Source organism: Pseudomonas brassicacearum (genome assembly GCF_918698105.1).
GTDB lineage: Bacteria > Pseudomonadota > Gammaproteobacteria > Pseudomonadales > Pseudomonadaceae > Aquipseudomonas > Aquipseudomonas brassicacearum_F.
This window is the reverse complement of record NZ_CAKKMI010000035.1, coordinates 14,928-39,299: the sequence shown is the minus strand read 5'-3', so window position 1 is coordinate 39,299 and position 24,372 is coordinate 14,928. Positions and strand designations below refer to the sequence as shown.

The 24,372-nt window shown below is 58.9% G+C and carries 17 protein-coding genes; 7 read left to right on the top strand and 10 right to left on the bottom strand.

From position 1 onward, the window contains the following. Positions 1-25: 25 nt before the first annotated feature. The 6 genes from LQ215_RS15645 (at position 26) to LQ215_RS15620 (ending at position 10,309) form a co-directional block, all read left to right on the top strand. Positions 26-2,317, top strand: a complete 2,292-nt coding sequence (locus LQ215_RS15645; RefSeq protein WP_230151176.1) for a GGDEF/EAL domain-containing response regulator — start codon at positions 26-28, stop codon at positions 2,315-2,317. Further along, positions 2,314-4,188 (top strand): EAL domain-containing response regulator, encoded by a 1,875-nt coding sequence (locus LQ215_RS15640; protein WP_230151174.1) that lies wholly within the window; start codon positions 2,314-2,316, stop codon positions 4,186-4,188. Before LQ215_RS15645 ends, LQ215_RS15640 begins: the two co-directional genes overlap by 4 nt. A gap of 42 nt (positions 4,189-4,230) precedes the next feature. Continuing rightward, positions 4,231-5,190, top strand: coding sequence for a cytochrome-c peroxidase (locus LQ215_RS15635; RefSeq protein ID WP_230151172.1), 960 nt, complete (start codon positions 4,231-4,233; stop codon positions 5,188-5,190). Beyond that, positions 5,187-6,989 (top strand): DAHL domain-containing protein, encoded by a 1,803-nt coding sequence (locus LQ215_RS15630; RefSeq protein ID WP_230151170.1) that lies wholly within the window; start codon positions 5,187-5,189, stop codon positions 6,987-6,989. The genes LQ215_RS15635 and LQ215_RS15630 overlap by 4 nt, the downstream gene beginning before the upstream one ends. Beyond that, positions 6,986-8,383, top strand: a complete 1,398-nt coding sequence (locus tag LQ215_RS15625; protein WP_230151168.1) for an ATP-binding protein — start codon at positions 6,986-6,988, stop codon at positions 8,381-8,383. Before LQ215_RS15630 ends, LQ215_RS15625 begins: the two co-directional genes overlap by 4 nt. A gap of 306 nt (positions 8,384-8,689) precedes the next feature. Continuing rightward, on the top strand, positions 8,690-10,309 hold the full coding sequence (locus LQ215_RS15620) for an FMN-binding glutamate synthase family protein (protein WP_230151166.1): 1,620 nt from the start codon (positions 8,690-8,692) through the stop codon (positions 10,307-10,309). A 134-nt stretch (positions 10,310-10,443) separates the two neighbouring features. On the opposite strand, the gene LQ215_RS15615 is transcribed toward LQ215_RS15620, so the two are convergent. The 6 genes from LQ215_RS15615 to LQ215_RS15590 form a co-directional block, all read right to left on the bottom strand. Next, positions 10,444-12,039, bottom strand: coding sequence for a glucosyltransferase domain-containing protein (locus tag LQ215_RS15615; protein ID WP_230151164.1), 1,596 nt, complete (start codon positions 12,037-12,039; stop codon positions 10,444-10,446). Then, a complete protein-coding gene (locus tag LQ215_RS15610) occupies positions 12,029-12,955 on the bottom strand; it encodes a glycosyltransferase family 2 protein (protein ID WP_230151162.1) in 927 nt (308 codons plus the stop codon). The genes LQ215_RS15615 and LQ215_RS15610 overlap by 11 nt, the downstream gene beginning before the upstream one ends. Beyond that, positions 12,952-13,326, bottom strand: coding sequence for a GtrA family protein (locus tag LQ215_RS15605; RefSeq protein WP_230151160.1), 375 nt, complete (start codon positions 13,324-13,326; stop codon positions 12,952-12,954). Before LQ215_RS15605 ends, LQ215_RS15610 begins: the two co-directional genes overlap by 4 nt. 89 nt (positions 13,327-13,415) lie before the next feature. After that, positions 13,416-14,939, bottom strand: coding sequence for a glucosyltransferase domain-containing protein (locus tag LQ215_RS15600; RefSeq protein WP_230151159.1), 1,524 nt, complete (start codon positions 14,937-14,939; stop codon positions 13,416-13,418). Positions 14,940-15,204: 265 nt separating this feature from the next. Then, the gene (locus LQ215_RS15595) at positions 15,205-16,626 is read right to left on the bottom strand and encodes an amino acid permease (protein WP_230151158.1); all 1,422 of its coding nucleotides are present in this window, start codon (positions 16,624-16,626) and stop codon (positions 15,205-15,207) included. Positions 16,627-17,096: 470 nt separating this feature from the next. Next, entirely contained in the window at positions 17,097-17,558 is a 462-nt protein-coding gene (locus tag LQ215_RS15590; protein ID WP_230151156.1) for an REP-associated tyrosine transposase, read from the bottom strand. Between the two features lie 358 nt (positions 17,559-17,916). Between LQ215_RS15590 and LQ215_RS15585 the strand changes: the two genes are divergently transcribed. Continuing rightward, positions 17,917-21,024: a transglycosylase domain-containing protein gene (locus LQ215_RS15585; protein ID WP_230151155.1), complete on the top strand. Its 3,108-nt coding sequence runs from the start codon at positions 17,917-17,919 to the stop codon at positions 21,022-21,024. A gap of 21 nt (positions 21,025-21,045) precedes the next feature. Here the strand turns inward: LQ215_RS15585 and LQ215_RS15580 are convergent, their stop codons facing one another. The 4 genes from LQ215_RS15580 to LQ215_RS15565 form a co-directional block, all read right to left on the bottom strand. After that, the gene (locus LQ215_RS15580) at positions 21,046-21,531 is read right to left on the bottom strand and encodes a CS1 type fimbrial major subunit (RefSeq protein WP_230151154.1); all 486 of its coding nucleotides are present in this window, start codon (positions 21,529-21,531) and stop codon (positions 21,046-21,048) included. A gap of 253 nt (positions 21,532-21,784) precedes the next feature. Continuing rightward, complete coding sequence (locus LQ215_RS15575) at positions 21,785-22,168, bottom strand: CS1 type fimbrial major subunit (protein WP_230151153.1); 384 nt, start codon at positions 22,166-22,168, stop codon at positions 21,785-21,787. A gap of 143 nt (positions 22,169-22,311) precedes the next feature. Continuing rightward, a complete protein-coding gene (locus tag LQ215_RS15570; RefSeq protein ID WP_230151152.1) occupies positions 22,312-23,055 on the bottom strand; it encodes a molecular chaperone in 744 nt (247 codons plus the stop codon). A 60-nt stretch (positions 23,056-23,115) separates the two neighbouring features. Further along, positions 23,116-24,363, bottom strand: coding sequence for a hypothetical protein (locus LQ215_RS15565; protein ID WP_436839582.1), 1,248 nt, complete (start codon positions 24,361-24,363; stop codon positions 23,116-23,118). Between the last annotated feature and the right edge of the window lie 9 nt (positions 24,364-24,372).

The window sequence follows — 24,372 nt, the reverse complement described above, 5'->3', positions numbered from 1 at the left end:
GTCAGCATCAAAACGGTGCACGGCCATGAGCCTGCCGTTGGATAAAACCAATCGGCGGATCCTGATCGTCGACGACACGCCAACCATCCATGAGGATTTTCGCAAGATCCTCAGCCCCCAGGCGACCACCAATGACAGCCTGAGCAGCGCCGAAGAAGCCCTGTTCGGCTCGCCTGTGGCGGTATCCAGCACGAGTTTCGTGCTCGATTCGGCGTTCCAGGGCATGGAAGCCTTGAACAAGGTCGAAACGGCACTGGCCCAGGGCCAACCCTTCGCCATGGCGTTCATCGACATGCGCATGCCACCGGGCTGGGACGGCCTGGAAACCATCGAACGGCTATGGCGCGCCGACCCCAAGCTGCAAGTGGCCCTGTGCACAGCCTACTCGGACTATTCCTGGGAAGACATCGCCGAGCGCCTGGACCTGGGCGACCGGCTGTTGATCCTGAAAAAACCCTTCGACGCCATCGAGATCCGCCAGATGGCCAGCACCCTGACCGTCAAATGGCAGATGACCGAGGACGCGGCACTGAAAATGGACATGCTCGAGCGCGCGGTCGAGGAGCGCACCCGGGAACTGGCCGACGCCAACATCATCGTGCAGAACAGCCCGACCATTCTCTATCGCCTGCGGGGCGAGCCGCCGTTCGCATTGATGTACATCTCCCACAACATCACCAAGTTCGGCCATTGCGCAGCGCACCTGACCAACTCGCCGGACTGGGCGCAAACCCTGATCCACCCCGACGACCAGGACAAGGTCCATGAGGCCATGGTCCGCGTCCTCGGCCGCGACACCGCAGGGGCGTCCATCGAGTTCCGCATGCGCACCGGCGACGACACCTACCGCTGGGTAGAGAACCGCTACATCCCGGTGCGCAACGAGCAAGGCCTGTTGCTGGAAATAGAAGGCATCATCCTCGACATCACCGAGCGCAGGCTGGCCGAAGAGAAAATCGCCCTGCTGGCCCGCACCGACGGCCTGACCGGGCTGGCCAACCGCGCCACCATGATCGAGCGCCTGCACCAGGCCTTCGCCGCCGCTCGTCGGGGCGCGGCACCGTTTGCGATGTTCTACCTGGACCTGGACCACTTCAAGCGGATCAACGACACCTTGGGCCACCCCATCGGCGACCTGCTGTTGCAGGAAGTCGCGCAGCGGATCAAGGGCTGCACCCGGGAAAACGACGTGGTCGCACGCCTGGGCGGTGACGAGTTCGCGATCCTGCAACTGGACGTCCATGAAGCGACCCATTGCGCCGCACTGGCGGGCAAGATCCGCGATGCCCTCGTGGCGCCGTATGCCCTGGACGGCAACGACGTGCGGATCTCGGTGAGCATCGGCATCGCCCTGTACAGCCCGCAGAGCCTGAGTGCCGACAGCCTGATGGCGCAGTCCGACATGGCCCTGTACCGCTCCAAGGAAAAGGGCCGCAACCAGTACCATTTCCACAATGAAGAAATTAACCAGGAAGTCACCGACCGGGTCGCCCTCGCCAACGACTTGCGCCAGGCCATCGAGAACAACGAGCTGCATCTGCACTACCTGCCGGAAGTCGACCTCGGCAGCGGCAAGATCCTTGGCATGGGCGTGCAAGTGCGCTGGAACCACCCCCAACGTGGCTGGCTGGAACCGTCGGCCTTCATGCCCGCCGCCGAGAAAACCGGGATCATCATTGGCCTCGGGCATTGGGTGCTGGACCAGGCCTGCCAACAAATGCGCCAGTGGCGCGACCAGGGCATGGCGCCGCCGGTGATCGCCATCGACCTGTCCCTGACCCAGCTCAAGACCGGCCCGGAACTGATCTACGACGTGCTGCGCACCACCGCGCGCTGGGAACTGGCGCCCTGGGACCTGCGTTTCGACGTCACCGAAGCCACCCTGGCCCAGACCAAGTGGACCCACAACGACGTGCTGCCGCGCCTCTGCGAATTGGGCGTGCAGATTGCCATCGATGACTTCGGCACCGAGTATTCCTCGTTCGATTACCTCAAGACCTACCGGGTCAATCACCTCAAGCTCGCCCAGCGTTTCCTCGACAGCGCCAACGCCGACCCCGAGAACGCCACGACGTTGCGGGCGATCATCAACTTCGCCCGGGACGTGGGCATCGGGATCATTGCCGAGGGCGTCGAGACCCAGGAGCAGCGCACCACATTGATGTCCAGCGGCGGGGAGATGCAGGCCCAGGGGCATTACTTCAGCACCGTGGTCGACAGTGGCCAGGCCGCCGAACTGCTCAAGGTCGGCACCATCGTCCCCGTGACAGACCATTGGACCCGACCGGCCAGCCAGCTATCGGAGAGCAATCGATGAACCCCATGTCGGTACCTGCCAACCGGCGAATCCTGGTGGTGGACGACACGCCGGCGATCCACCAGGACTTTCGCAAGATCCTCAGCCCCAGCGCCGGCAGCGATGACTCGCTGGACGACACCGAGAGCCTGCTGTTCGGTACCCCACAGGTCAATCGGCTGCAATTCCAGATCGACTCGGCCTACCAGGGCGAGGAAGCGCTGGAACTGGTCAAGCGCGCCCAGGCCGAAGGCCAGCCCTATGCGCTGGTGTTTGCTGACATGCGCATGCCACCGGGTTGGGACGGCCTGCAAACCATCGAGCGGCTGTGGGAGGCCGACCCGCGCCTGCAAATCGCCCTGTGCACGGCGTTTTCGGATTACTCCTGGGAAACCATGTCCGAACGGATCGAGTTCGACGATCAGTTGCTGATCCTCAAGAAACCCTTCGACACCCTGGAAATCCGCCAGATGGCCAGCGCCATGACCTGGAAATGGCAACTGGCCCAGGATGCGGCGAGGAAGATGCGCAGCCTGGAACGCACGATCGAGGAACGCGTCCAGGAATTGCTCAAGGTGTCCCACCTGCTGCAATACGACGTGCTCACCGAGCTGCCCAACAGCATGTTGCTCGGCGATCGGCTGACCCAGGCCATGGCCCAGTGCCGCCGGCACGACCGGCAACTGGCGGTGATGTTCATCGGCTTGGACCGCTTCAAGCGCATCAATAACGCACTGGGCCATCCGGTGGGCGATGAAATGCTCAAGCGAGTGGCCCGGGCACTGGCGACCGAGGTGCGGGAATCCGACTCGGTGTTTCGCTACGGTTCCGATGAATTCGTGGTGGTACTGGGAGATATCGTCGACCCGCAACAGACCAAAGGCGTGGCCGACAAACTGCTGGTGGCCATCAGTTCCCCGCAACCCATCGACGGCCATGACCTGAGCGTCACCGCGAGCCTGGGCATCAGCGTGTACCCCACCGACGGTTTCGACGCCGTGGCGCTGATCAAGAAAGCCGAGACAGCGATGCGCAACGTCAAGGAAACCGGCCCCAACGACTACCGGTTTTTCACCGAAGACATGAACCGCCGGGCCCGGCAGCAGCAGACCATCGAATCCGGCCTGCGCCTGGGCCTGCAACGCAAGGAATTCGTGCTGCATTACCAACCCAAGCTCGACCTCAAGAGCGGCAAGGTGGTCGGGGTCGAGGCGCTGGTGCGCTGGGACAGGCCGGATCATGGCCTGGTCTATCCCTCGGATTTCATTCCGGTGGCCGAGGACAGCGGCCTGATCGTTCCGCTGAGCCAATGGGTGCTTCAGGAAGCCTGCCAGCAGGCCTGCCGTTGGCAAGCCCAGGGCATGCGCCCGCTGTACCTGTCGGTGAACGTCTCGGCCATCGATTTTCGCCAGCGCGGCTTTGTCGAAGGCATCGCCCGCACCCTCAAGGAAACCGGCCTGGCTCCGACACAGTTAGAACTGGAGATCACCGAAAGCGTCCTGATGCAGAACGTCGATACCACGGTCGCCGTCCTCAAGGCCATCAAGCAACTGGGGATACGCCTGGCAATCGACGACTTCGGCACCGGTTATTCGAGCCTGAGCTACCTGCAGAAATTTCCGGTGGATGTGTTGAAGATCGACCAGTCGTTCGTCGGCGACCTGAGCATCGACAGCAACGACGCCAAGCTGGTGAGCACCATCATCAGCCTGGGCAAGAGCCTGAACCTGCACATCATTGCCGAAGGTGTGGAAACCCTCGAGCAGTTGGAATTTCTCAAGCAGCACCAATGCGAGGAGGTCCAGGGTTATTACTTCAGCAAGGCCGTCGAACCGCAGGCCTTCGCCGACTGGATGACCGAGTGGGAAAAACGCCAGAACCCGTTTTCATGAACACCTGAGTGTTATCAACCAAAGTTTCAAGGAAAGCATCCCATGGCGTTACATGGACTGATTCTGGCTCTCGGCCTGCTCGTGGGATCAAGCGTGACCGCTCACGCCGAGCCACTGGACGAACCCCTCAAACCCCTGCCCCCGGTTCCGGCCCTGGACCCCAAGCGCATCCAACTGGGGCTGCGGCTGTTCAATGACCCGCGACTGTCGGTCAACAACACCCTGTCCTGCGCCAGTTGCCATCGCCTGGACAAGGGCGGCGCCGATGACAAGCCGTTTTCCTCAGGCTTCGACGGCAAGCCGGTGGAGCTCAATACGCCCACCGTGTTCAATGCTGGCCTGAACTTCCACCAGTTCTGGGATGGCCGCGCCGATACGCTGGAAGAGCAGGTGCATATCGTGGTGACCAGTCCCACGGAGATGGGCAATACCTGGGAAGTTGTGGTCAAGCGCATCGCCGATGACCCCGGCTATACCAAGGCCTTCGAGGAGGCTTACCCCGACGGCGTGACCAAGCCCAACATCCAGGGCGCACTGGCCGATTACGAGCGCACCTTGCAGACGCCCAATTCGCGCTTCGACCAATACCTGCTGGGCGATACTGACATCCTCACGCCCCGGGAGAAGTTCGGTTACCAGCGCTTCAAGGAATACGGCTGCATCGCTTGCCATCAAGGCGTGAACATCGGCGGCAACATGTTCCAGAAATTCGGGGTCATGGGTGACTACATCGGCGACCGGGGCACCCCCACCCGCGCCGATGAAGGGCGCTTCAACATCACCGGCGATGAAGACGACCGCCAGGTCTTCAAGGTGCCCAGCCTGCGCAACGTAGCCGTCACCGCCCCGTATTTCCATGATGGGTCGGCGCCAACCCTGGAACGTGCGGTGGAGGTCATGTTCAAGTACCAACTGGGTCGCGAGCCGCTCAAGAACGATACGGCCCTGATCGTCGAGTTCCTCAAGACCCTGACCGGCGAATCGGAGGGCAAGCCCCTATGACCATTCTCCGGCGCCTCGGCCTTGCGTTCATCGGCCTGTTGCTGACTTCCATCCTGCTGTTCATGTACATCAATTCAGGAGCCCAGCAGGCCGCCTCGTACATTGAGTCCCGGGACCTGATCCGCCTGCTCAAGCAGCAAGACGCCATCTGGGACAACGAAGTGCTCAAGTCGCGGATCGCCCTGACCCACAACTACGACCCCCTGGTCACGCCCCTGCAGGAAATGACGGGCCTGTGGCAGCGTCTCGACGCCATCGAATCGGAGCCTGGGCGCCATCAGCCGTCACTCTGGCAAGCCCAGCGCGAGGAGTACCTCAAGGCGATCAAGGAAAAAACCCGCCTGGTGGAACAGTTCAAATCCCACAATGCGGTACTGCGCAACTCCATGGCCTTCCTGCCCGCCGCCGAAGACGACATCCAGGCCCAGTTCGCCCGGCTGTCCGACACTGACCGGCTGCAACTGCAAAACGTCGCCATCGACACCTACGACCTGTTGCTCAGCAGCATGGAGTTCGCCCAGCTCAGCACCCCCGAGGTAGCCGCCGAAGTGCTGCTGGGGCTGAACCGGCTGGATGTCAACAAGGAGCGCATGCCCCAGGGGCTTCAAGGCCCCGTTGAAATCCTGAGCCGGCACATCGCGCTGATCCTGCGCGAACAACCGCGGGTCAATGAGCTGTTGCAGGGCATCGAAGCGATCCCCGTTGCCAGTCGCCTGGACACCATTACCGGCTTGTTGGAGAAAGACCAGAGCCAAGCCGCGGCCAAGTACGAGCGTAACCACATCTACCTGCTGGTATTCGCCACGTTCCTGGTATTGATCCTGATCTGGCTGGCGATCCGGCTGGTGCGCAGCTTCGCCGAGATCAAAAGGGTCAACAACGCCCTGCAAAGCGCCAACGATGAGCTGGAACAGCGGGTCGAAGAACGGACCCGCCAGCTCAAGGACACCCAGAGCGAGTTGATGGACACCGCTCGCCAGGCCGGCATGGCGGAAATCGCGACCAACGTGCTGCACAACGTCGGCAACGTCCTCAACAGCGTGAACATCTCCGCCGACCTGGTCAGCCGCAAACTGCGCAGCAGCAAGGCCCTGGGGCTGGGCAAGGCGATGCAACTGATCAACGAACACGCCGATGACCTCGGACACTTCTTCACCGAAGACGCCAAAGGCAAACTGCTGCCTGGCTACCTCAACCAACTGGTCGAAGCCATCGCCGTCGAGCAGCAAAGTCTTACCGACGAACTGGCCCAGTTGAGCAAAAGCGTGGACCACATCAAGGACATCGTGTCCACGCAGCAATCCTATGCCGGGGCCAACAGCCTGCTGGAACCCTTGGTGGTCAGCGAACTGCTCGAAGACGCCCTGCGCATGAACTCGGGCGCCCTGACCCGTCACCATGTTACGGTGATCAGGGAGTACGGCGATGTGCCGCGGATCATGGGCGACAAGCACCGCTTGCTGTTGATCCTGATCAACCTGATCAGTAATGCCAAATACGCCATGGCGGGGGTTTCCAATCATGCGCGAAACATGACCCTGAAGGCCGCCGTCATCGATGGCCAGACCCTGCAAATCAGCGTCAAGGACGAAGGCGAAGGTATCCCGGAGGAAAACATGACGCGCATCTTCGCCCACGGTTTTACCACGCGTAAGGAAGGCCATGGCTTTGGCCTGCACAGCTGCGCATTGGCGGCCATTGAAATGGAAGGCCGCCTCACCGCCCACAGTGAGGGGCCAGGCAGGGGAGCGACATTCCAACTGCAGTTGCCCCTGAAACTTGCAGAAGGTGAGCCATGAACAGCATGAGTAACCGCCGCATCCTGTTGATCGACGATACACCCGCCATTCATGAAGATTTCCGCAAGATCCTCACCCCGGAGGATGACAGCAGCACAGACTTGCAGGACATGGAAAGCGCGCTGTTCGGCGATGCGCCAAAACCTGCCGCCACCGTGTTCGAACTCGACTCGGCCTATGGCGGGCAGGAAGGCCTGGACAAATTGCTGGAGGCATCGGCAAAAGGGCGTCCTTATGCCCTGGCCTTCGTCGACATGCGCATGCCCGAAGGTTGGGATGGTGCCAAGACCATCGAAGAGCTCTGGAAGCGCGACCCATTGCTGCAAGTGGTGGTATGCACCGCCTATTCGGATTATTCCTGGGATGAACTGCTGGACCGCCTGAACGGACATGACCGCTTGCTGATCCTGAAAAAGCCGTTCGACAACATCGAAGTCCAGCAGATGGCCAACACCCTGACCACGAAATGGGAAATGACCTCCCGTGCGCAACTGAAAATGAGCAAGCTCGAAGACCTGGTGGAACAACGCACCCAGGCGTTCAAGCAGGCCAGCGAACTGCTGCAAATGGAGATCGACGAACGCAAGATGCTGGAAACCCAACTGGTGCAATCGGAAAAGCTCGCCTCGCTGGGCCAGTTGGCGGCCGGCGTGGCCCACGAAATCAACAACCCGATCGGCTTCATTTCTTCCAACCTGGGGGCCTTGGACGGCTATTTCGGCAAACTCCAGGAAATGCTCAGCGCCTACGGCAGTGCCGAAGGGGCCATCGCCTCGCCGGAGCTGGTGGTGCAATTGCGCAAGCTGCGCGAACAGGTGGAGCTGGACTTTCTCGTCGAAGACATCCCGTTGCTGATCAAGGAGTCCAAGGATGGCATCGGCCGGGTCGGGCAGATCGTCAAGGACCTGAAAGACTTCTCCCGCGTTGACTCGAGCCAGGAATGGCAGATGGCCAATTTGCAGCAGGGCATGGATTCGACGTTGAACATCGTCGCCAATGAAATCAAGTACAAGGCCGACGTGGTCAAGGAGTACACGCCGTTGCCGGAGGTGGAATGCCTGCCCTCGCAGATCAACCAGGTGATCATGAACCTGATCGTCAACGCCGCCCAGGCCATCGGCCCCGAGCGCGGCACCATCACCCTGCGCAACGGCGTCGGTGATGAAACCGTCTGGATCGAAGTCGCCGACAACGGCTCGGGCATCCCCCCTGAAACCCTGCAGAAAATCTTCGACCCGTTCTTCACCACCAAACCCGTCGGCCAGGGCACGGGGCTCGGGCTGTCGTTGTCCTACGGCATCGTAAAAAAACACCACGGCGAGATCACGGTTAGCAGTGAAGTCGGCGTCGGCACCACCTTCCGCGTGGAATTGCCGGTGCGGCAGATGAAGTAGGCGGGCTGAGCCACTCCCACAGGTTTTTCTGACGGTCATAGACTGATTACTCCAGCCAATACACAACCCCTGTGGCGAGGGAGCTTGCTCCCGCTCGGCGGCGCAGCCGTCGTAAAACCGGCGGATGCGGTCTGCCTGGCCCATCGCAGTGATCCAACTGGGGCCGCTTCGCAGCCCAGCGGGAGCAAGCTCCCTCGCCACAACTGCCCGCGCTTCGCCGCTAATTCAATTGTGGAAGCTTGCGCCCTCGCCACACGCAGCATTCCAAGCTAATGTCTCGCCAATCGCTCCCCCCAAGGAAACCGTATGAGCCTGTCTCTGCTGAGTCGTTACGCCTTCTTTGCCGGCTGTGTCATCTTCACCCTCGCCAGCCTGCCGTTCCTGCAACACGACTGGCTTTGGCCGATCACACTGGTGACCGGGCTGTTGAGCCTGCTGGGGCTGTTCGATTTGCTGCAAAGCCGCCACGCCGTACGGCGCAACTATCCGATCCTGGGCAATATCCGCTACCTGGTCGAAGGCATCCGCCCGGAGATCCGCCAGTACCTGCTTGAATCCGACAGCGATGCCCTGCCCTTTTCCCGGGCCCAACGCTCGCTGGTGTATTCCCGGGCCAAGAACGAAAGCGCCGACAAGCCGTTCGGCACCCTGATCGACGTCTACCAGACCGGCTTCGAATTCATCGGCCATTCCATGCGCCCGGCCCCGTTGAGCGATCCCAGCGGTTTTCGCGTGACGGTCGGCGGCCCGCAGTGCACCCAGCCGTACTCGGCGTCAGTGTTCAACATCTCGGCCATGAGCTTCGGTTCCCTGAGCGCCAACGCCATCCGGGCGTTGAACCAAGGGGCCAAGTTGGGCAACTTCGCCCACGACACCGGTGAAGGCAGCATCAGCCCCTACCACCGCGAACACGGTGGCGACCTGACCTGGGAACTGGGCAGCGGCTATTTCGGCTGTCGCACCCCCGATGGGCGCTTCGACCCGGAGCGCTTCGCCGCCCAGGCGCAGAACCCGCAAGTGCGGATGATTGAAATCAAGATGAGCCAGGGCGCCAAACCCGGCCATGGCGGGATCCTGCCCAAGCACAAGGTCACCCGGGAAATCGCCGAAACCCGTGGCATCCTCATGGGCGAGGATTGTATTTCGCCGTCATGCCACAGCGCGTTTTCCACGCCGATCGAACTGATGCAGTTCGTCCAGCAACTGCGTGAGCTGTCCGGCGGCAAACCGGTGGGCTTCAAGTTCTGCCTGGGGCATCCGTGGGAATTCATGGGCATCGCCAAGGCCATGCTGGAAACCGGGATCCTGCCCGACTTCATCGTGGTCGACGGCAAGGAAGGCGGCACGGGCGCGGCGCCAGTGGAGTTCACCGACCACATCGGCGTGCCGCTGCGCGAGGGCCTGCTGTTCGTGCACAACACCCTGGTGGGCCTGAACCTGCGGGACAAGATCAAGCTCGGCGCCAGCGGCAAGATCGTCAGCGCCTTCGACATCGCCAGTGTCCTGGCCATCGGCGCCGACTGGGCCAACGCCGCGCGCGGCTTCATGTTCGCCATCGGCTGCATCCAATCGCAAAGCTGCCACACCAACAAATGCCCCACCGGCGTCGCCACCCAGGACACCCTGCGCCAGCGCGCCCTGGTCGTCCCGGATAAAGCCCAGCGGGTCTACAACTTCCACCGCAACACCCTCAAGGCCCTGGCCGAAATGCTCGCCGCCGCGGGGCTTGAGCATCCTGCGCAATTGCAGCCTAAGCATTTGGTGCGGCGGATGTCGGCCACTGAGGTGAAGTTGTTCTCCCAACTACACGTCTTCTTGAAGCCGGGGGAGTTGCTGACGGGTGAGGTCAATGGCGCATTCTATTCGCGGATGTGGCAGATGGCGCGGGCGGACAGTTTTGAAGCGCAGGAAATAGCAGCGGCTTAACTTGCGAACACGCACCTGCTCTTGTGGCGAGGAAGGATGCTCCCTCGCCACAGAGTTCTACTGTGCGTCTGCTAACGCGGATCAATGCGGTCCAGCGCTCGGTTTTCGAGCAACCACCCTGTTTGATGAAGTTATCACCGTGGTTTTTCTACGTAGCTTTCAGGATCCGTTATATCTTTCATGACAATAAAATTACCTGCCTCAGTGACATAAAAAGAATAGAATTTTCTATCCACTACCCGCACATATATTTTACCATCGGACGTAGCGGCATCAAACGCTGCTCTCTTCCCATCAACTACATTATTGATACCCTGCCGAGTTAAAAAATGAGGATGCAACAATGCATTATCGTCACTTAAAATAAATCGCAATGTCGGCATATAACTCATCGCGTGATAGCCCTTTGGCAGCCAATTACCAGTAGAAGGAGCCCCAATATAGTAAAGCACCTCGCCCCCCCAGAAACCTTTTGTCCTGTTGATGTCGTAAGCAACAAAAGTAGCCATCGCAGTTTCAAGTTCTTTTTTTGCGATAATGACTTGCCCATACGCATAACAAAAAGAAAACATACACAATACAGGAATGATAAGAAGCAACCTTAACACTTTCCAAGTGCGCCCCAAAAATTCCCAACTCAAGATAAATAAAAAAACCAATACCGTCGAAAAACCCATATAGTTCCGGGCATTTTGGGGCTGCTCCACTAGAAACAGCATAGTACCAGGGACACAAACAATCATCGCTGGGACCACACAAACAAGCAGCATCAGAATCGGGACAATTTTTTTCCACCCTCCTTCCAACGAAAAAACTGTCTTAATAACCACCCCCAATCCAGCGCCTGCCGACAACACCAAAAATAACACTAAGTAAAGATTCCCCGCCGTTACAAGCTGAGAAATATTTTCCAACGAATACTCCATCCTGGCGATCACAATTTCCGGCCATGCATGATCAGACAAAATGAGACCACCTCGAGGATTAGAAATCATCTGAAAGGTAGTCAAATAATACAAGCCCCCACCCAGCATGAGTTGTAATCCGCGTTGTGCAAGTACATGTAAAGTTTCGTTCGCAGCTCTTCCGCTTCGTACATTCCATACGAATTCAATCAAACATAGGCCTACGAACACACTTATGGACAGTTGGTAGAGACTTAAGGTAGCGGTCACAAGCAATACCGCTAGTAGCCGTCGAAATGTACCTCGTTCGAAAGTACAAGTCATTGCATAGATCGCAGCTACTACGGCAAGCATCATTCCCGGACCATCGTACTGATAAGTTATATTTCCAATAAAAAATGGGCTACATAAAATTGGGAGCACAACCAAGCAGGCTGTGAAATCGGGTTTGGGAAAGTATAGAAATGTCAAACGACTCATGGCCAAAGCCAGTGCTAACGTGGCAACCAACAGAGGGAACGGAAATATGTTCAATGTTGCATTATTGAACGTTAGAAATTTCACAAAAATCTCAATAAAAATCCTGCCAGCATTCCGCCAGTCATCACCTGCCAACAAGAGCAACCGCCAATTATCATCTACGTAAGCGTAATCTGCACTAATGAATGGCAAAATATAAATAAAAGATGCGATCGTAAAAAAAGCCAGCACCTCTTTTCCTGTCATTACCTTTTCGGCCCACAGTACTCTGTACCGAAATACCGAAAACAAAATACTCAGCACAGGCTCTCTAATGTTATTCCTGTATTTCCATCTATTTGCCACGGATCACCTCCCTAATGACATACCTTGGCCGATGCTTCGTCTCCAGATAGATCCGTCCGATGTACTCACCCAACACCCCAATACCAATCAGCTGCACGCCTCCAAGGAATAGGATCGCGGTCATAAGTGATGGATAACCAGGCAAATCGGTTCCATTGAGCAACTTGTCCAGAATCAGGCAGGTGGCATACAACAGCGAAATCAACGAGATGCAACCGCCGACATAAGTCCACAACCGCAACGGCACGGTGCTGAACGAAGTGATGCCTTCGAGCGCCAGATTCCACAGTTTCCAGCCGTTGAATTTGCTGCAGCCAGCGGCACGACCTGCGCGATCGTATTCAATAATGACGGTATTGAAACCGGCCCACGACAGCACGCCTTTCATGAAGAGCTGGTACTCGGGAAGGGTCTTGATAACCTCCACGACCTTGCGATCCATCAGTCGAAAATCGCCCACGTTCCGCTCGATATGAGGCGAGGCTATCCGATCGAGAAGGCGATAGAACAGCGCAGCGCATCCACGCTTGAGATAACTATCGGATGAGCGATCACGACGCTTCGCCAGCACAACCTCGGCGCCCTTCTCCCACTCGGCAATCAGCCTCGGAATAACGTCGACGGGGTCTTGCAGGTCCACATCCATCGGGATCACTACATTGCCACTGGCATGCTCAATCCCGGCAAACAATGCCGACTCCTTGCCAAAATTTCGAGAAAGGTCGATCAACACAACCAAGTTGTCGGCCAGCGCAATGTCGCGAGCCAAAAAACCAGTCTGGTCAGCGCTGCCATCGTTGATAAACACGATCTCTACGCTGTAGCCGACCAGCACCGGATGCTGGCGAACGCTTTTGTAGAACAGTTCGAGGGTTTGCTCTTCATTGAAAACCGGCACAACCAGCGAGATTTTCATGTGCGGTGCCCGCGAAACACCACAAACCGTGAAAATAGAAAACCAATCACCAAACTCACCAACGAAAAAGCCGTTACGGTCAGCAAACCGTGGAGTTGCCAGCGATCCCCCAAATACCCCACGATGAAACTGAGCGCACCCATGACACAGAGAAAAAGGACATAGCGCGGCACCGAGCGTTTGGCCTCGAAGGTATAGAGCGCATTGACATAAAAAGAAAATGAAGCCGCCACGCAAAACGCAACAAAATTACTCGTCGACTGATCGAGGCCGGCCCCCACGCGCAGGACGAAAAAGATCTGCCAATGGATCAGCGTATTGGCCACACCCACCAGTGCGTAGGTAACAAAACCTTTCCATATCGCGTTCATTCCATTCCCTACCGGGTTGGTGCTTCAGGCGATACTTAATCTAGGGGCCCATCGATACGCGGTCTACTGTAAGAACTAACAGGTGCTTATCACTCCAAGCGGTGCTCATTGCAGCGCGGCGATCCAAATCTAGACGGTTCCTTCATGACGATGAAGCCATAATCGCCGAGCAGATAAATCCGGTAATGCTGGTTGTCCACGATGGGCGTATATCCCAAGTAACCGACATGGGTCGCGTTGCGCCGCTCGCGTTCGATCACCACGTGAGTGATGCTCATGAAGCGTGGGCTTTCCGGAAGGATGAAGTAGTCGATGTTAAGCAGATAATGCAGAACCGGCAGCTGTTCGAACGAGCCGCAGGCACTGGCCAGCCAGTGGGAGGAATAGGTCCGCGACATATAGATCCGCTTGGCTTCGTACAGCTCTCGGCGCGAAGTAATGTCGTAGCTCAAACTGTAGAGCGCACCGTTGGCGAAGGTTTTTTCCAAGGTCAGGACTCGACCGTAGGCGAAAGACAACGAAAGCGTCGCCAGAAGCGGAATGACCAGCAACACCGGCAGTCGGCGATGGATCGGAACAAGGGCTTGGTACGCAAAATAAGACAGCGACATCACTAGCACCCCGAAGCCCATCAAGGTGCGGGCGCCTTCATTGAAGTCGCGAAAAAACACGGTGATGCCAGGCACCAGAAAAACCAACAAACAAAGCGCCAGTAAACAGATCAAACCCAAGACGATTGTTTTCCACCGTGGCTCTTCACGGGTCCCTATCCGGCACCCCAAGCGTAAGGCACCGATCAGCGAACACAATGCCAGGACGGCAAATACCCAGGCGTACCCACCGTGGAACAACAGCGCAATCTTTTCCAAGACCGTGCCGATATTGAAACCAATCTGGCGGAGTGGATCAGCTTTCCAGTTCAGCAATGCAGTCCGCGTCGTCTCTATGGACGAGAGCGTGATGACGCAGTAGATCAGAATGGCCAAGCCAAGCTGAGCAAGCCTGCCACCCAACATTGCCCACCACTGTCGCCATGGCAGCGGTTTGCATGCAGCCCTGAACAGGTCCAAGCAAATCAACCCCAGGAATACATTGAAACTGATCTGGTAAAGCCCGAACGCCAACACCAACAAGGCCACCGGCACCCACCACTGGCGCATGGGCGAGGCGCTGCGAAAAGTCGTTGCACCAATAACCGCCACCAGACTCAGCGCCATACCGGGCCCATCGTATTGATACGACAGGTTCTGCAACAGGAAGGGGTTGTACCAGAGAGGCAAGGACACGAAGCAGCAGGCTAGCGTCGGCTCGGGAAAATAGTGGTAGGTCAGGCGGGTCAGGGCCAGGGACATCGCCAATACAGCAAGCAACAAAGGCGCCGGGAAAATGTCCGGCGCGGCGCTGGTGAAAGAAAGCGCTTGGTACAACAGATCAGTAAACCAGCGCCCTTGGCTAGCCCAGCCATTGCCAGCTACCAGTGTCCGCCAGCTATCGTCGGTATACCGAAAATCAACGAGAATCAGCGGCAGAACATACAGTAGGGTCGCCACCAGAAAAAAGAACATGATCTGGCGGCGATTGAGTTCGCGGTAAAAAATCAGCGAAACGTTCATACGCAACGCCCTCGAAACGCTACCAACCGGAGCGATATCAAGCTGGATATCTGCCAATGAATATTCTATTGACCCGCCCAATCATCGATTAGCTGAGAAAATCACCCTTATCGTTTTCACGGGCGCTGCTGGCCCGGTCGGCGTTTGGCTGGTGCCACTCAATTTAGGTTCCTCGCAGCACGACGTCTACTGTAAGAACTAACAGGCCACTCTAAAAAAAAGCCCCGATCATCCGACCGGGGCTTTCCTATACATCGCCATCCACTTACGAAACCGAACGCACCGAACCCTCTACATCACCCGTCGGCTGCAACTTGAAGGTATAAAACAACCCCGTCAGCAACACCAGGAACGCCGGGCCCACGTACAAGGCCACGCGGGTATCCGGGAAGTACGCCATCAGCCCCACCACCAATACCAAAAAGGCCAACGCCAGGTACGAGCTGACCGGGTACAGCCACATGCGGTATTTCAACGCCGCACGCTCGGAAGCGCTGAGGCTTTTGCGGAACTTGAGCTGGGCCAGCAGGATCATCACCCAGGTCCAGATCGCGCCGAACGTGGCAATCGACGTCACCCAGACGAAGACTTTCTCCGGCACCAGGTAATTGAGCAGCACGCCTAGCAGCAACGCGGCGATGGACAACAGCAATGCGCGACGCGGTACGCCATTGGCCGAGGTCTTGGCGAAACCGGCCGGGGCCTGGCCATTCTGCGCCAGGCTGTAGAGCATCCGCCCGGTGCTGAAGATCCCGCCGTTGCAGGACGACAGCGCGGCGGTGATCACCACGAAGTTGATGATGCCGGCGGCGGTCTTGATGCCCAGGCGCTCGAAGGTCATCACGAACGGGCTGCCCTGGGTGCCGATCTCGTTCCACGGGTAGATCGACAGGATCACGAACAGCGCGCCCACGTAGAACAGCAGGATCCGCCAGAACACCGAGCCGATGGCGTTGGGGATAGTTTTCTGTGGATTCTTCGCCTCACCGGCCGTCAGGCCGATCATCTCCACACCCAGGTAGGCGAACATCACCATTTGCAGGGACATCAACACGCCCTGCACGCCGTTGGGCATGAAGCCGCCGTGGGTCCAGAGGTTGGAAATACCCAGGGCCACGCCGTCGTTGCCGAAGCCAAAGGCGATGATGCCGACGCCGCCGATGACCATGGCGATGATGGTGACGATCTTGATCAGGGCGAACCAGAATTCGAACTCACCGAAGGCCTTGACCGCGATCAGATTGATCGAGCCCATGCTGACCAGCGCCGCCAGGGCCCAGATCCAACGAGGCACGTCAGGGAACCAGACGCCCATGTACACCGCCACCGCGGTGATTTCCGCCACGCAGGTCACCAGCCACAGGAACCAGTAGTTCCAACCGGTCAGGAAGCCTGCAAGCGGGCCGAGGTAATCCTGGGCATAGCGGCTGAACGAACCGGCCACCGGGTTATGCACGGCCATCTCGCCGAGGGCGCGCATGATCACCAGGATCGCCAGGCCGCCAAGGATGTAGGACAGCATGATCGCCGGACCGGCCATTTCAATGGCCTTGGCCGAACCGAGGAACAGCCCGACACCGATGCAGGCGCCGAGCGCCATCAGGCGGATATGCCGCTCACCGAGTTCACGTTTGAGCGGACCACCCTGGGTGGTCTCGCCATGGGGCAGATGATTGCCGACAGGCATAGGGATACAACCTCGTCTTGTTATTGGATTAGCCCACCGAGTGTCCAAGGCCACAGGTCGATAGGCCTGTCGCCTTGCCGAAACCGGGTCTGTCTTGTGGGCAGACCGTCCTGTGGAACGACAACCTCAGGATCAGCGGGCCATGCAGTATAAAAAGCCAGGGATAGAGAGTTTCACTGTAAAACCTGGAAAATTCAGGGATAAGCCTGCGCCGAAAGTGGATTTTGGAGAGACGTTGTCTGGGATTGCAGGTCATACAGAAACGGCGCCGAGTATTGCACAGCAATGGTGCAGCGTCATGTTTTGGCATGGGCCGATGGCTCTAGCGCAAGGCTTTCAGCTACCACCTCCCCTTGTGGCGAGGGAGCTTGCTCCCGCTGGGTGGCGAAGCCGCCCTCGCTTTTCGGCTTTTAAAGCGGGCGACTGCTGCGCAGCCGAGCGGGAGCAAGCTCCCTCGCCACAAAAAGCAGCTAGAGCCATACCGTGTCCCAGAGCGGGTAATCGCCAATGCGCTCCACCAACCCTGCACGAAGCGGATTGGCAATGATGTAGCGGGCGGAAGGCTGAAGGTCCTCGTTGTCGCGGATCGCGCGGTCATGGAAGCCGCTTTGCCAGAAGGCGCCTTTTCTGTTCATTGCTCGATTGATTGTGAGGGTGCTGCGGGACTTGACTGCCTGCATCACATGCGTGAGCTGAGCTTGCTCTAGCTGCACCAGCCAATGCAGGTGGTCCGGCATCACAACCCAGGCTAGCGAATTGATTTGGCCTCGCTCATGAGCCAGGCGCATTTCTGCCACCAATAAGCGGCCCAGTTGCAAGTCATTGAAGATCGGTGTGCGTTGGTGAACGACCGCAGTGACGAGGTAACCTCGCCCCGACTCCGAAGAGCGTCCATGACGCAAGCGATGAGAATTTGGGCGTGAAGGATGCATTCCTTGGCTTCCTATGGTTGGGGATCTACTTACGGTAGCTTCGCCCGCGACGATCCGACGCGATAATGGTCGAGCGACTTTTCCGAAAACAATGTAGTACCCGTGGCGAGGGAGCTTGCTCCCGCTGGGTGGCGCAGCCGCCCTCGCTTTTCACCTTGGAAAACGCTACAGCCATGCAACCGTTGCGTCTGCTGCGCAGCCGAGCGGGAGCAAGCTCCCTCGCCACAAAAGCTCCTTGGCCAATGGCATCTCACAAGTGCTCATGTATGGGCTTGCCGACAATTTCCCCTCCCCCACGCCAACCACCGTCTAAGCTTCAAGCAAGTCCGATCAATCTGCGTGAATGGATCAGTCGACTATGGGCGCTTTGTGGCAAACCGATTCGAATGAACCTGTGGTCCCGGCTGAACGTATGGAAGAAGCGCCTTTACCTCAAAAAAAACGCCGCGCACGGCATGGCTGGCGGGCATTCTGGTTGTTGCTGCTGATTATCGTCGTGGTGGTCGGCCTGGCGGTGGCCAAGGAAATGCGCACCTCGCGGTTTCAAGCCCGGGAGCTCAGCAAGTACGCCGCGTCCCTGAGCTATGCGGTGCAGCCGGGGCCCAGCGATGCCATCGTCTACCCGGGCGCGGGCCCGTTCGACCGGCGCTTGGGCTACAGCGCGCTGGGGGAATTCCTGCCGCGCCTGCTCAAGCGCGACTACGTGATCCAGGCCCAGGCACGGTTCTCGCCGGCCTTGATGGGCTATGTCGAGAAAGGCCTGTTCGTGCCCTATAAGGAAAAGATCCAGGCCGGCCTGACCATCACCGACTGCCGCGCCGCGCCGGTCTATCAGTTCAAGTACCCGCAGCAACTGTATGCGAACTTCGAAGCGATCCCGCCCGTGGTGGTGCAGAGCCTGTTGTTTATCGAAAACCGCTTTCTGCTCGACCCCAAGCAACCTTTGGCCAACCCGGCAGTGGACTGGCCGCGTTTCGGCATGGCAGCCTGGTCGCAAGTCGCCAAGCTGTTGAGCCTGCCGGGGCAGTCCGCCGGGGGCAGCACGCTGGCGACTCAACTGGAAAAATACCGGCACTCGCCCGAGGGCCTCACCGTGTCGGGCGCGGAGAAAATCCGCCAGATGATCTCCGCCAGCGTGCGGGCTTATCAGGCCGGTCCGCAAACCCTCGAGGCGCGGCAGCGGATCATCCGCGACTACCTCAACAGCGTGCCGCTCTCCGCCGTGCCCGGGCATGGTGAAGTCCATGGCATGGCTGAAGGCTTGCGGGTCTGGTACGGCGCCGATTTCAAGCGGGCCAATGAACAGCTGTTCAGTACCGCCACCGCCCCCAAGAGCCTGGCGGAAAAAGGCCTGGCCCTGCGGGAAATGCTGTCGTTGATGATCGCCCAGCGGCGCCCCTCCCATTACCTGTCCAAAGGCCACGATGAACTGGCGCGCCTGACCGACAGCCACATCCGGCTATTGGCACAGAACGGCGTGATCGATGCGGGACTGTCCGAGGCGGCCCTGGCGAGCAAGGTCAGTTATCGCGACTGGGTCCAGGACCCGACCGTCCAGCCCAACGAAACCAACAAAGGCATCAGCGCCGCCCGCAGTCGCCTCGCCGCCCTGCTCAATCGTCCGCTGTACGACCTCGATCGCCTCGACCTGTCCGCCACCAGCACCTTGCAAAGCGACTTGCAGGCCCAGGCCACCGACTACCTCAAGCGCTTGGCCGACCCGGCCTTCGCGACCGAGATCGGCCTGATGGGCGAACGCCTGCTGACCCCCACCAGCACCACCCAGGTGCGCTACAGCTTCACCCTGCTGGAACTGACCCCCGATGGCTCGCGCGTGCGGGTGCAGACCGACAGCACCGACCAGCCCTTCGACATCAACGAAGGCAGCAAACTGGAACTAGGCTCCACCGCCAAGTTGCGAGTGCTCACCACGTATCTGCAGATCATCGCCGAGCTGCACGAGCGCTATGCCCAGCAAACCCCGGCGGCGTTGAAGAAAGTCGACATCGCCGAACAAGATCGCCTTTCCAGCTGGGCGGTGGACTACCTGATCCAGAACACCGACCGCAGCCTGCCGAAAATGCTCGAGGCCGCGCTGGACCGCACCTATTCAGCCAGCCCCGGCGAGGCATTTTTTACGGGCGGCGGGCTGCACACTTTCCACAACTTCCGTAACGAGGACAACGGTCGCATCCCCACGCTGCGCGACGCCCTGCGTGAATCGATCAACCTGCCGTTCATCCGCCTGATGCGCGACCTGGTGCGCTACGCCACCTATGCCGGCCCCAATAACAGTTCCGAACTGCTCAAGGACGACAAGGACCCGCGCCGCCAGGAATACCTGGCCCAGTTCGCAGACCGCGAAGGCACGTCGTTCCTGCTCAGGTTCTGGAAGAAGTATCAGAAAAAGGACACCGGCCAGCGCCTCGAAACCTTCCTCGACGGCATGCGCCCTACCGCGATCCGCCTGGCCGCCGTGCACCGTTATTTTTTTCCCAACGACAGCCAGGCGAACTTCAACCGCTTCGTGCGTGCGCACTTGAAGTCGACCAAGAGCGCCGAAAAACTCACCGACGAACGCCTGGAACGGCTCTACCAGAGCTACGGCCCTGGCGCCTATGACCTGCCGGACCAAGGCTTCATCGCCAAGGTCCACCCGCTGGACCTGTGGTTGATGGGTTACCTGCTGAACAACCCCGACGCCAAGTTCAGCCAGATCGTCAAGGCCAGTGAGTTCGAGCGCCAGGAAGTCTACAGCTGGCTGTTCAAGAGCCGGCACAAGAGCGCCCGCGACAGTCGCATCCGCACCATGCTGGAGATCGAAGCTTTCCTGGATATCCACCAGCGCTGGCAACAAGTCGGCTACCCCTTCGACCACCTGGTGCCGTCGCTGGCCACCGCCATCGGCAGCTCCGGCGACCGCCCTGCTGCGCTGGCGGAACTGGTGGGCACCATCCTCAACGATGGCATTCGCCAACCCGCGCTGCGCGTCGACAGCCTGGACTTTGCCGTCGGTACCCCCTACGAGACACGGCTGGTGAGCGATCCGGATAACGGCAAGCGCGTGATGCCGGTGGAAGTGGCCCGGGCCTTGCGCGGTGCGCTGTCCCAGGTGGTGGATGCCGGCACCGCGAAACGCGTTGCCGGCAGTTTCAAACTGGCCGATGGCACACCGTTGGCCATGGGTGGCAAAACCGGCACCGGTGACAACCGCATCGAAGCCATCGGCTCCGGCGGGCGGGTGATCAGTTCCAAGTCGATCAACCGCACCGCCACCTTCGTCTTCTACATCGGCGACAGCCATTTCGGCACCCTGACCGCCTACGTGCCAGGTGCGTCGGCGCAGAACTTCAAATTCACCTCGGCCTTGCCGGTGCAGGTGCTCAAGGGCATGGCACCGTTCCTTTCGCCCTACCTGCAACCGGGCACCCAGACCCAGTGCAAGCCGTTGGTGGCGAGCCAGTGAATCATGGCCTGGGGCTGCTTGTTACATGGCCCGGGGCACAGCGTCGAACATGACGATGAAATCACCGGTGTAAACACCTGGGATACGTTCGACGGCCATGGAGTCAGGCCTGATGAGCATCTCCACCTGAGTGCCTGGAGTGGACGTGACGTCATCCACTACTTCCTGAGGCGTGCCGTTTAGACGTACGTTGTTGAACATGACACGCAGCGGAATGTTATCCCTGCCGTTGCTCAGCCAAGCCTGGTTGCCGTCGATGTAGGCATGGACCGAGCCTTCGGTATTCTTCACATCGAACGTCTGGCGCACCGAACTCAACCGATTGGTCGCGGGATCGTAATGCATGACCTCGTCCCGACCGAAGTCCGGATTGCGCGGCTGGACATGGAACTGCTGGGTCGGAATGTCCGCCCGGATATGGATGGATGAACGTGCGTCATCGGCCGCGAATGCCCAGGAAGGGCTCAAGACCGCAAGGCCAGTAACGCATAGCATTTTTCTAAACATGCTTGGTACCTTTTCTGATTGATGAAACGAAGTGAATACCGCCTTTTGGCGATGGGGCATGCTCCCGCAGGGCTGCGCCTGGAGGAGCGTGTAGGGGCGTGTAGGAGCTGTCGAGTGCAACGAGGCTGCGATCTTGTCCCAGCCACTTGAGTCTCAAGCGAAAGATCAAGATCAAAAGATCGCAGGCTTCGCCAGCTCCTACAGGACCGTGCGGGGGCAATCTCTGGCCACGGGACGCTCGTACCATTGGTCCTCACGGCGCTACCGCATCGAACACCATGTGCACGGTGCCGTAGTAATCCCCGGGTTGGTATTCATCACCGGGCCTGATGGCGGCGATTTCCAGGGGTACCTGACGTCCGGGCCTGGCCTCGACGGCCGAAACCACTTGTGTCGAGTCAAGGGTCAATTCAACGTCGTTGAACTTCACCCGCAAGTCGATACGATCACGTCCATTGAATAGATAGGCCTCTTGTGCCAGGCGCGCGCCGATGGAGCCGTTGCTGTTCTTCACCTCGTAGGTCGCCCGGAGCGGCCTGAGGTCGTTTGTAATGCTGTTGTACGGCAAGCGTTGTTCACGTTGGACCAATTGCGGATCAAGGGGCAGCACATAGAACTCGGCTGTCGGAATGGTCACGTGGAGTTCGAAGGTCTCGCGTTCAATCGCCCCCCAAGCCGGGCTCCAGAGCCATGCAAGAACAGTCAATACGAGAGGGCGTAACAGTGTCTGGGACATTTTGATTACCTGTAGCGTCAATGACGGTTCGGCGACGGCAACCGTCAACCCTTGATCTCGACGGCTTTGCTCTGGCCGCCCTCGATCAGCGTGAAGCGATATTCACGCCCCGATTCCTTGTCGAAGGAAAATGTGCGACCGGCCATGATGTGGTGCTTGGTGGTTGGCCGGCAGTCGTGTTCCGCCTTCGCTGAACAGTCCTTGAACTCATCGATGATCACCACGCTGTTGCCGTTGTTACGCATCGAGTAACGCCCGGCGCTGTCATCGATTACCGTCTCGAAACGGCTGTCCTTGGGGCGCACGAAAAACACCGTGCCGTAACCCGCCAAGACCTTGACCCCCGCCGCCACGCGTTCCTTCTTGTACTCTTCGCGCTCCTGTGCGCTGATGGCAAAATCGTCCTCAGCTTCAGGCACCACCGGCACGAAACGCACCCGGAAGTAACGCTCCTTGTCGCGGTTGCCCATGAACAGCAAGCGCGTGCCCTGCATGCCGTTGGCCGGCACGATCAGCCGCGCAGGACTGGCCATCAGACCGTCCTTGGCCATGGCACTGGCCTGGTTCTGCAGCGGCACTTCCTGATAGGTGCCATCCTCGTTGTAGACAATTTCCAAGATGTTGACCTTGACGAATGCCGTGGAGGTGCCGCCGTTGAACACCCGCTTCATGTAGGTGCTTTTGTCGCCGTCCAGGTAGTCGTAGACCACCCCGACACCGATTTGCGGTCCGGCCTGGGCCATGCCGCAAAACAGATAGAACCCAATCCATGCCCATAGATGTTTCATCGCTTCTTTAACCTCATGCATTAAACGTAAATCACTGAATATGTCTGGCCTCGAGGGCCCTCAGACTTCCGAATCCCAGATCACCGTGACGCTGCCGGCATAGGCCCTGGCGCCGCTGCCCAACATTTCTTCGACGCTGTCGCGGGCCACCTCAAAATGCAGGGTGCCCAACCGGCGGTCGACGTAAAAACCCGGCAGGAACAGCTCGGTGCCGCTGCCATCACGCAATAAGCGGCGGCGGTTGACCGCTTGCCCGGCGGCGTCGGCCAGCCCGTTGGGCAGGGTCACGCTGACATCCACCGGCACGGCATGACCGCTACCGGTTTCGGCAATCGCACAGGTATTGCCGCTGACGGTCTGGCATTCGAGCGCCATCTTGAAACGTGTCGAGGCCGAGATATGGAAGCGTTGGTCACGAAACAGCCGCGTCGGTTTTGTCCCGCTGTTCAGCCAGGCTCGCCAGCCTTCCGGGGGCACCAGTTCGACGCGGTTGCCGCCGGGGGGCACTTCGACCTTGAGGTTGTGCTCGACATCGAGTTTCAGATTGAGGGTGATCACCGAGTCACTGGGGAGCATGACGTCGCCCATGTCGAAGTCCTGGCCCGGTCCAACCCCATAGCTCACTGAACCTGTGTATCGGCCGGACGACATCCTCAAGGGGTTGGGTGTGCGCAGTTCGTAGGCAAATTCCATGGGGCGGTAGGACATGCTGGGGATCAAGAATCTGGACTGTTTGGCGCACACCGCCTCGCTCGGCGTCTTCCAGAAAAAGTTATAGATATGCTCGTTCATGGTCCCGAAAGTGGTGGACCGACAGGGCGACGGCGCATGTATCCAGGCGGAGCCGCCCCATAACTTGCTATGGGCGGTCGCGAGACCGACCTCCCCACCCACCAGGTCGATTACGCTGACAGGAAGTTGGTAGCCAGAACCTATGCCGGATATGCGTACTTGAACGATTTCAGTTTCACCCGTGCCGGTATGGGTCACCTGTGCCGGACGCCAAGTGGTAGGCACATCGAACATTGCCCCTTGCCGGACACTCCCATGATCGGCCTGGATGGGACCGGTCGACTCGAAGGTAATGGGCAGTTGGATGCTGGACATTTTTTCCGCGTCGCATACCGCCGGATACATTGCGCAAAAACCCGAAACCGGAGTGATGTTGCGAAAGGTATTTTCGTTAGGCCTCGAGGGATCGGGTCTGAAGATAGCGCTGATATCATTGCTCACGGCATTGGCCGTCGATGCACAGGTCAACACCACCACCGATACCATGCCTTGCACTGCCACTGGTAACCGCTTCATTTTTACCTC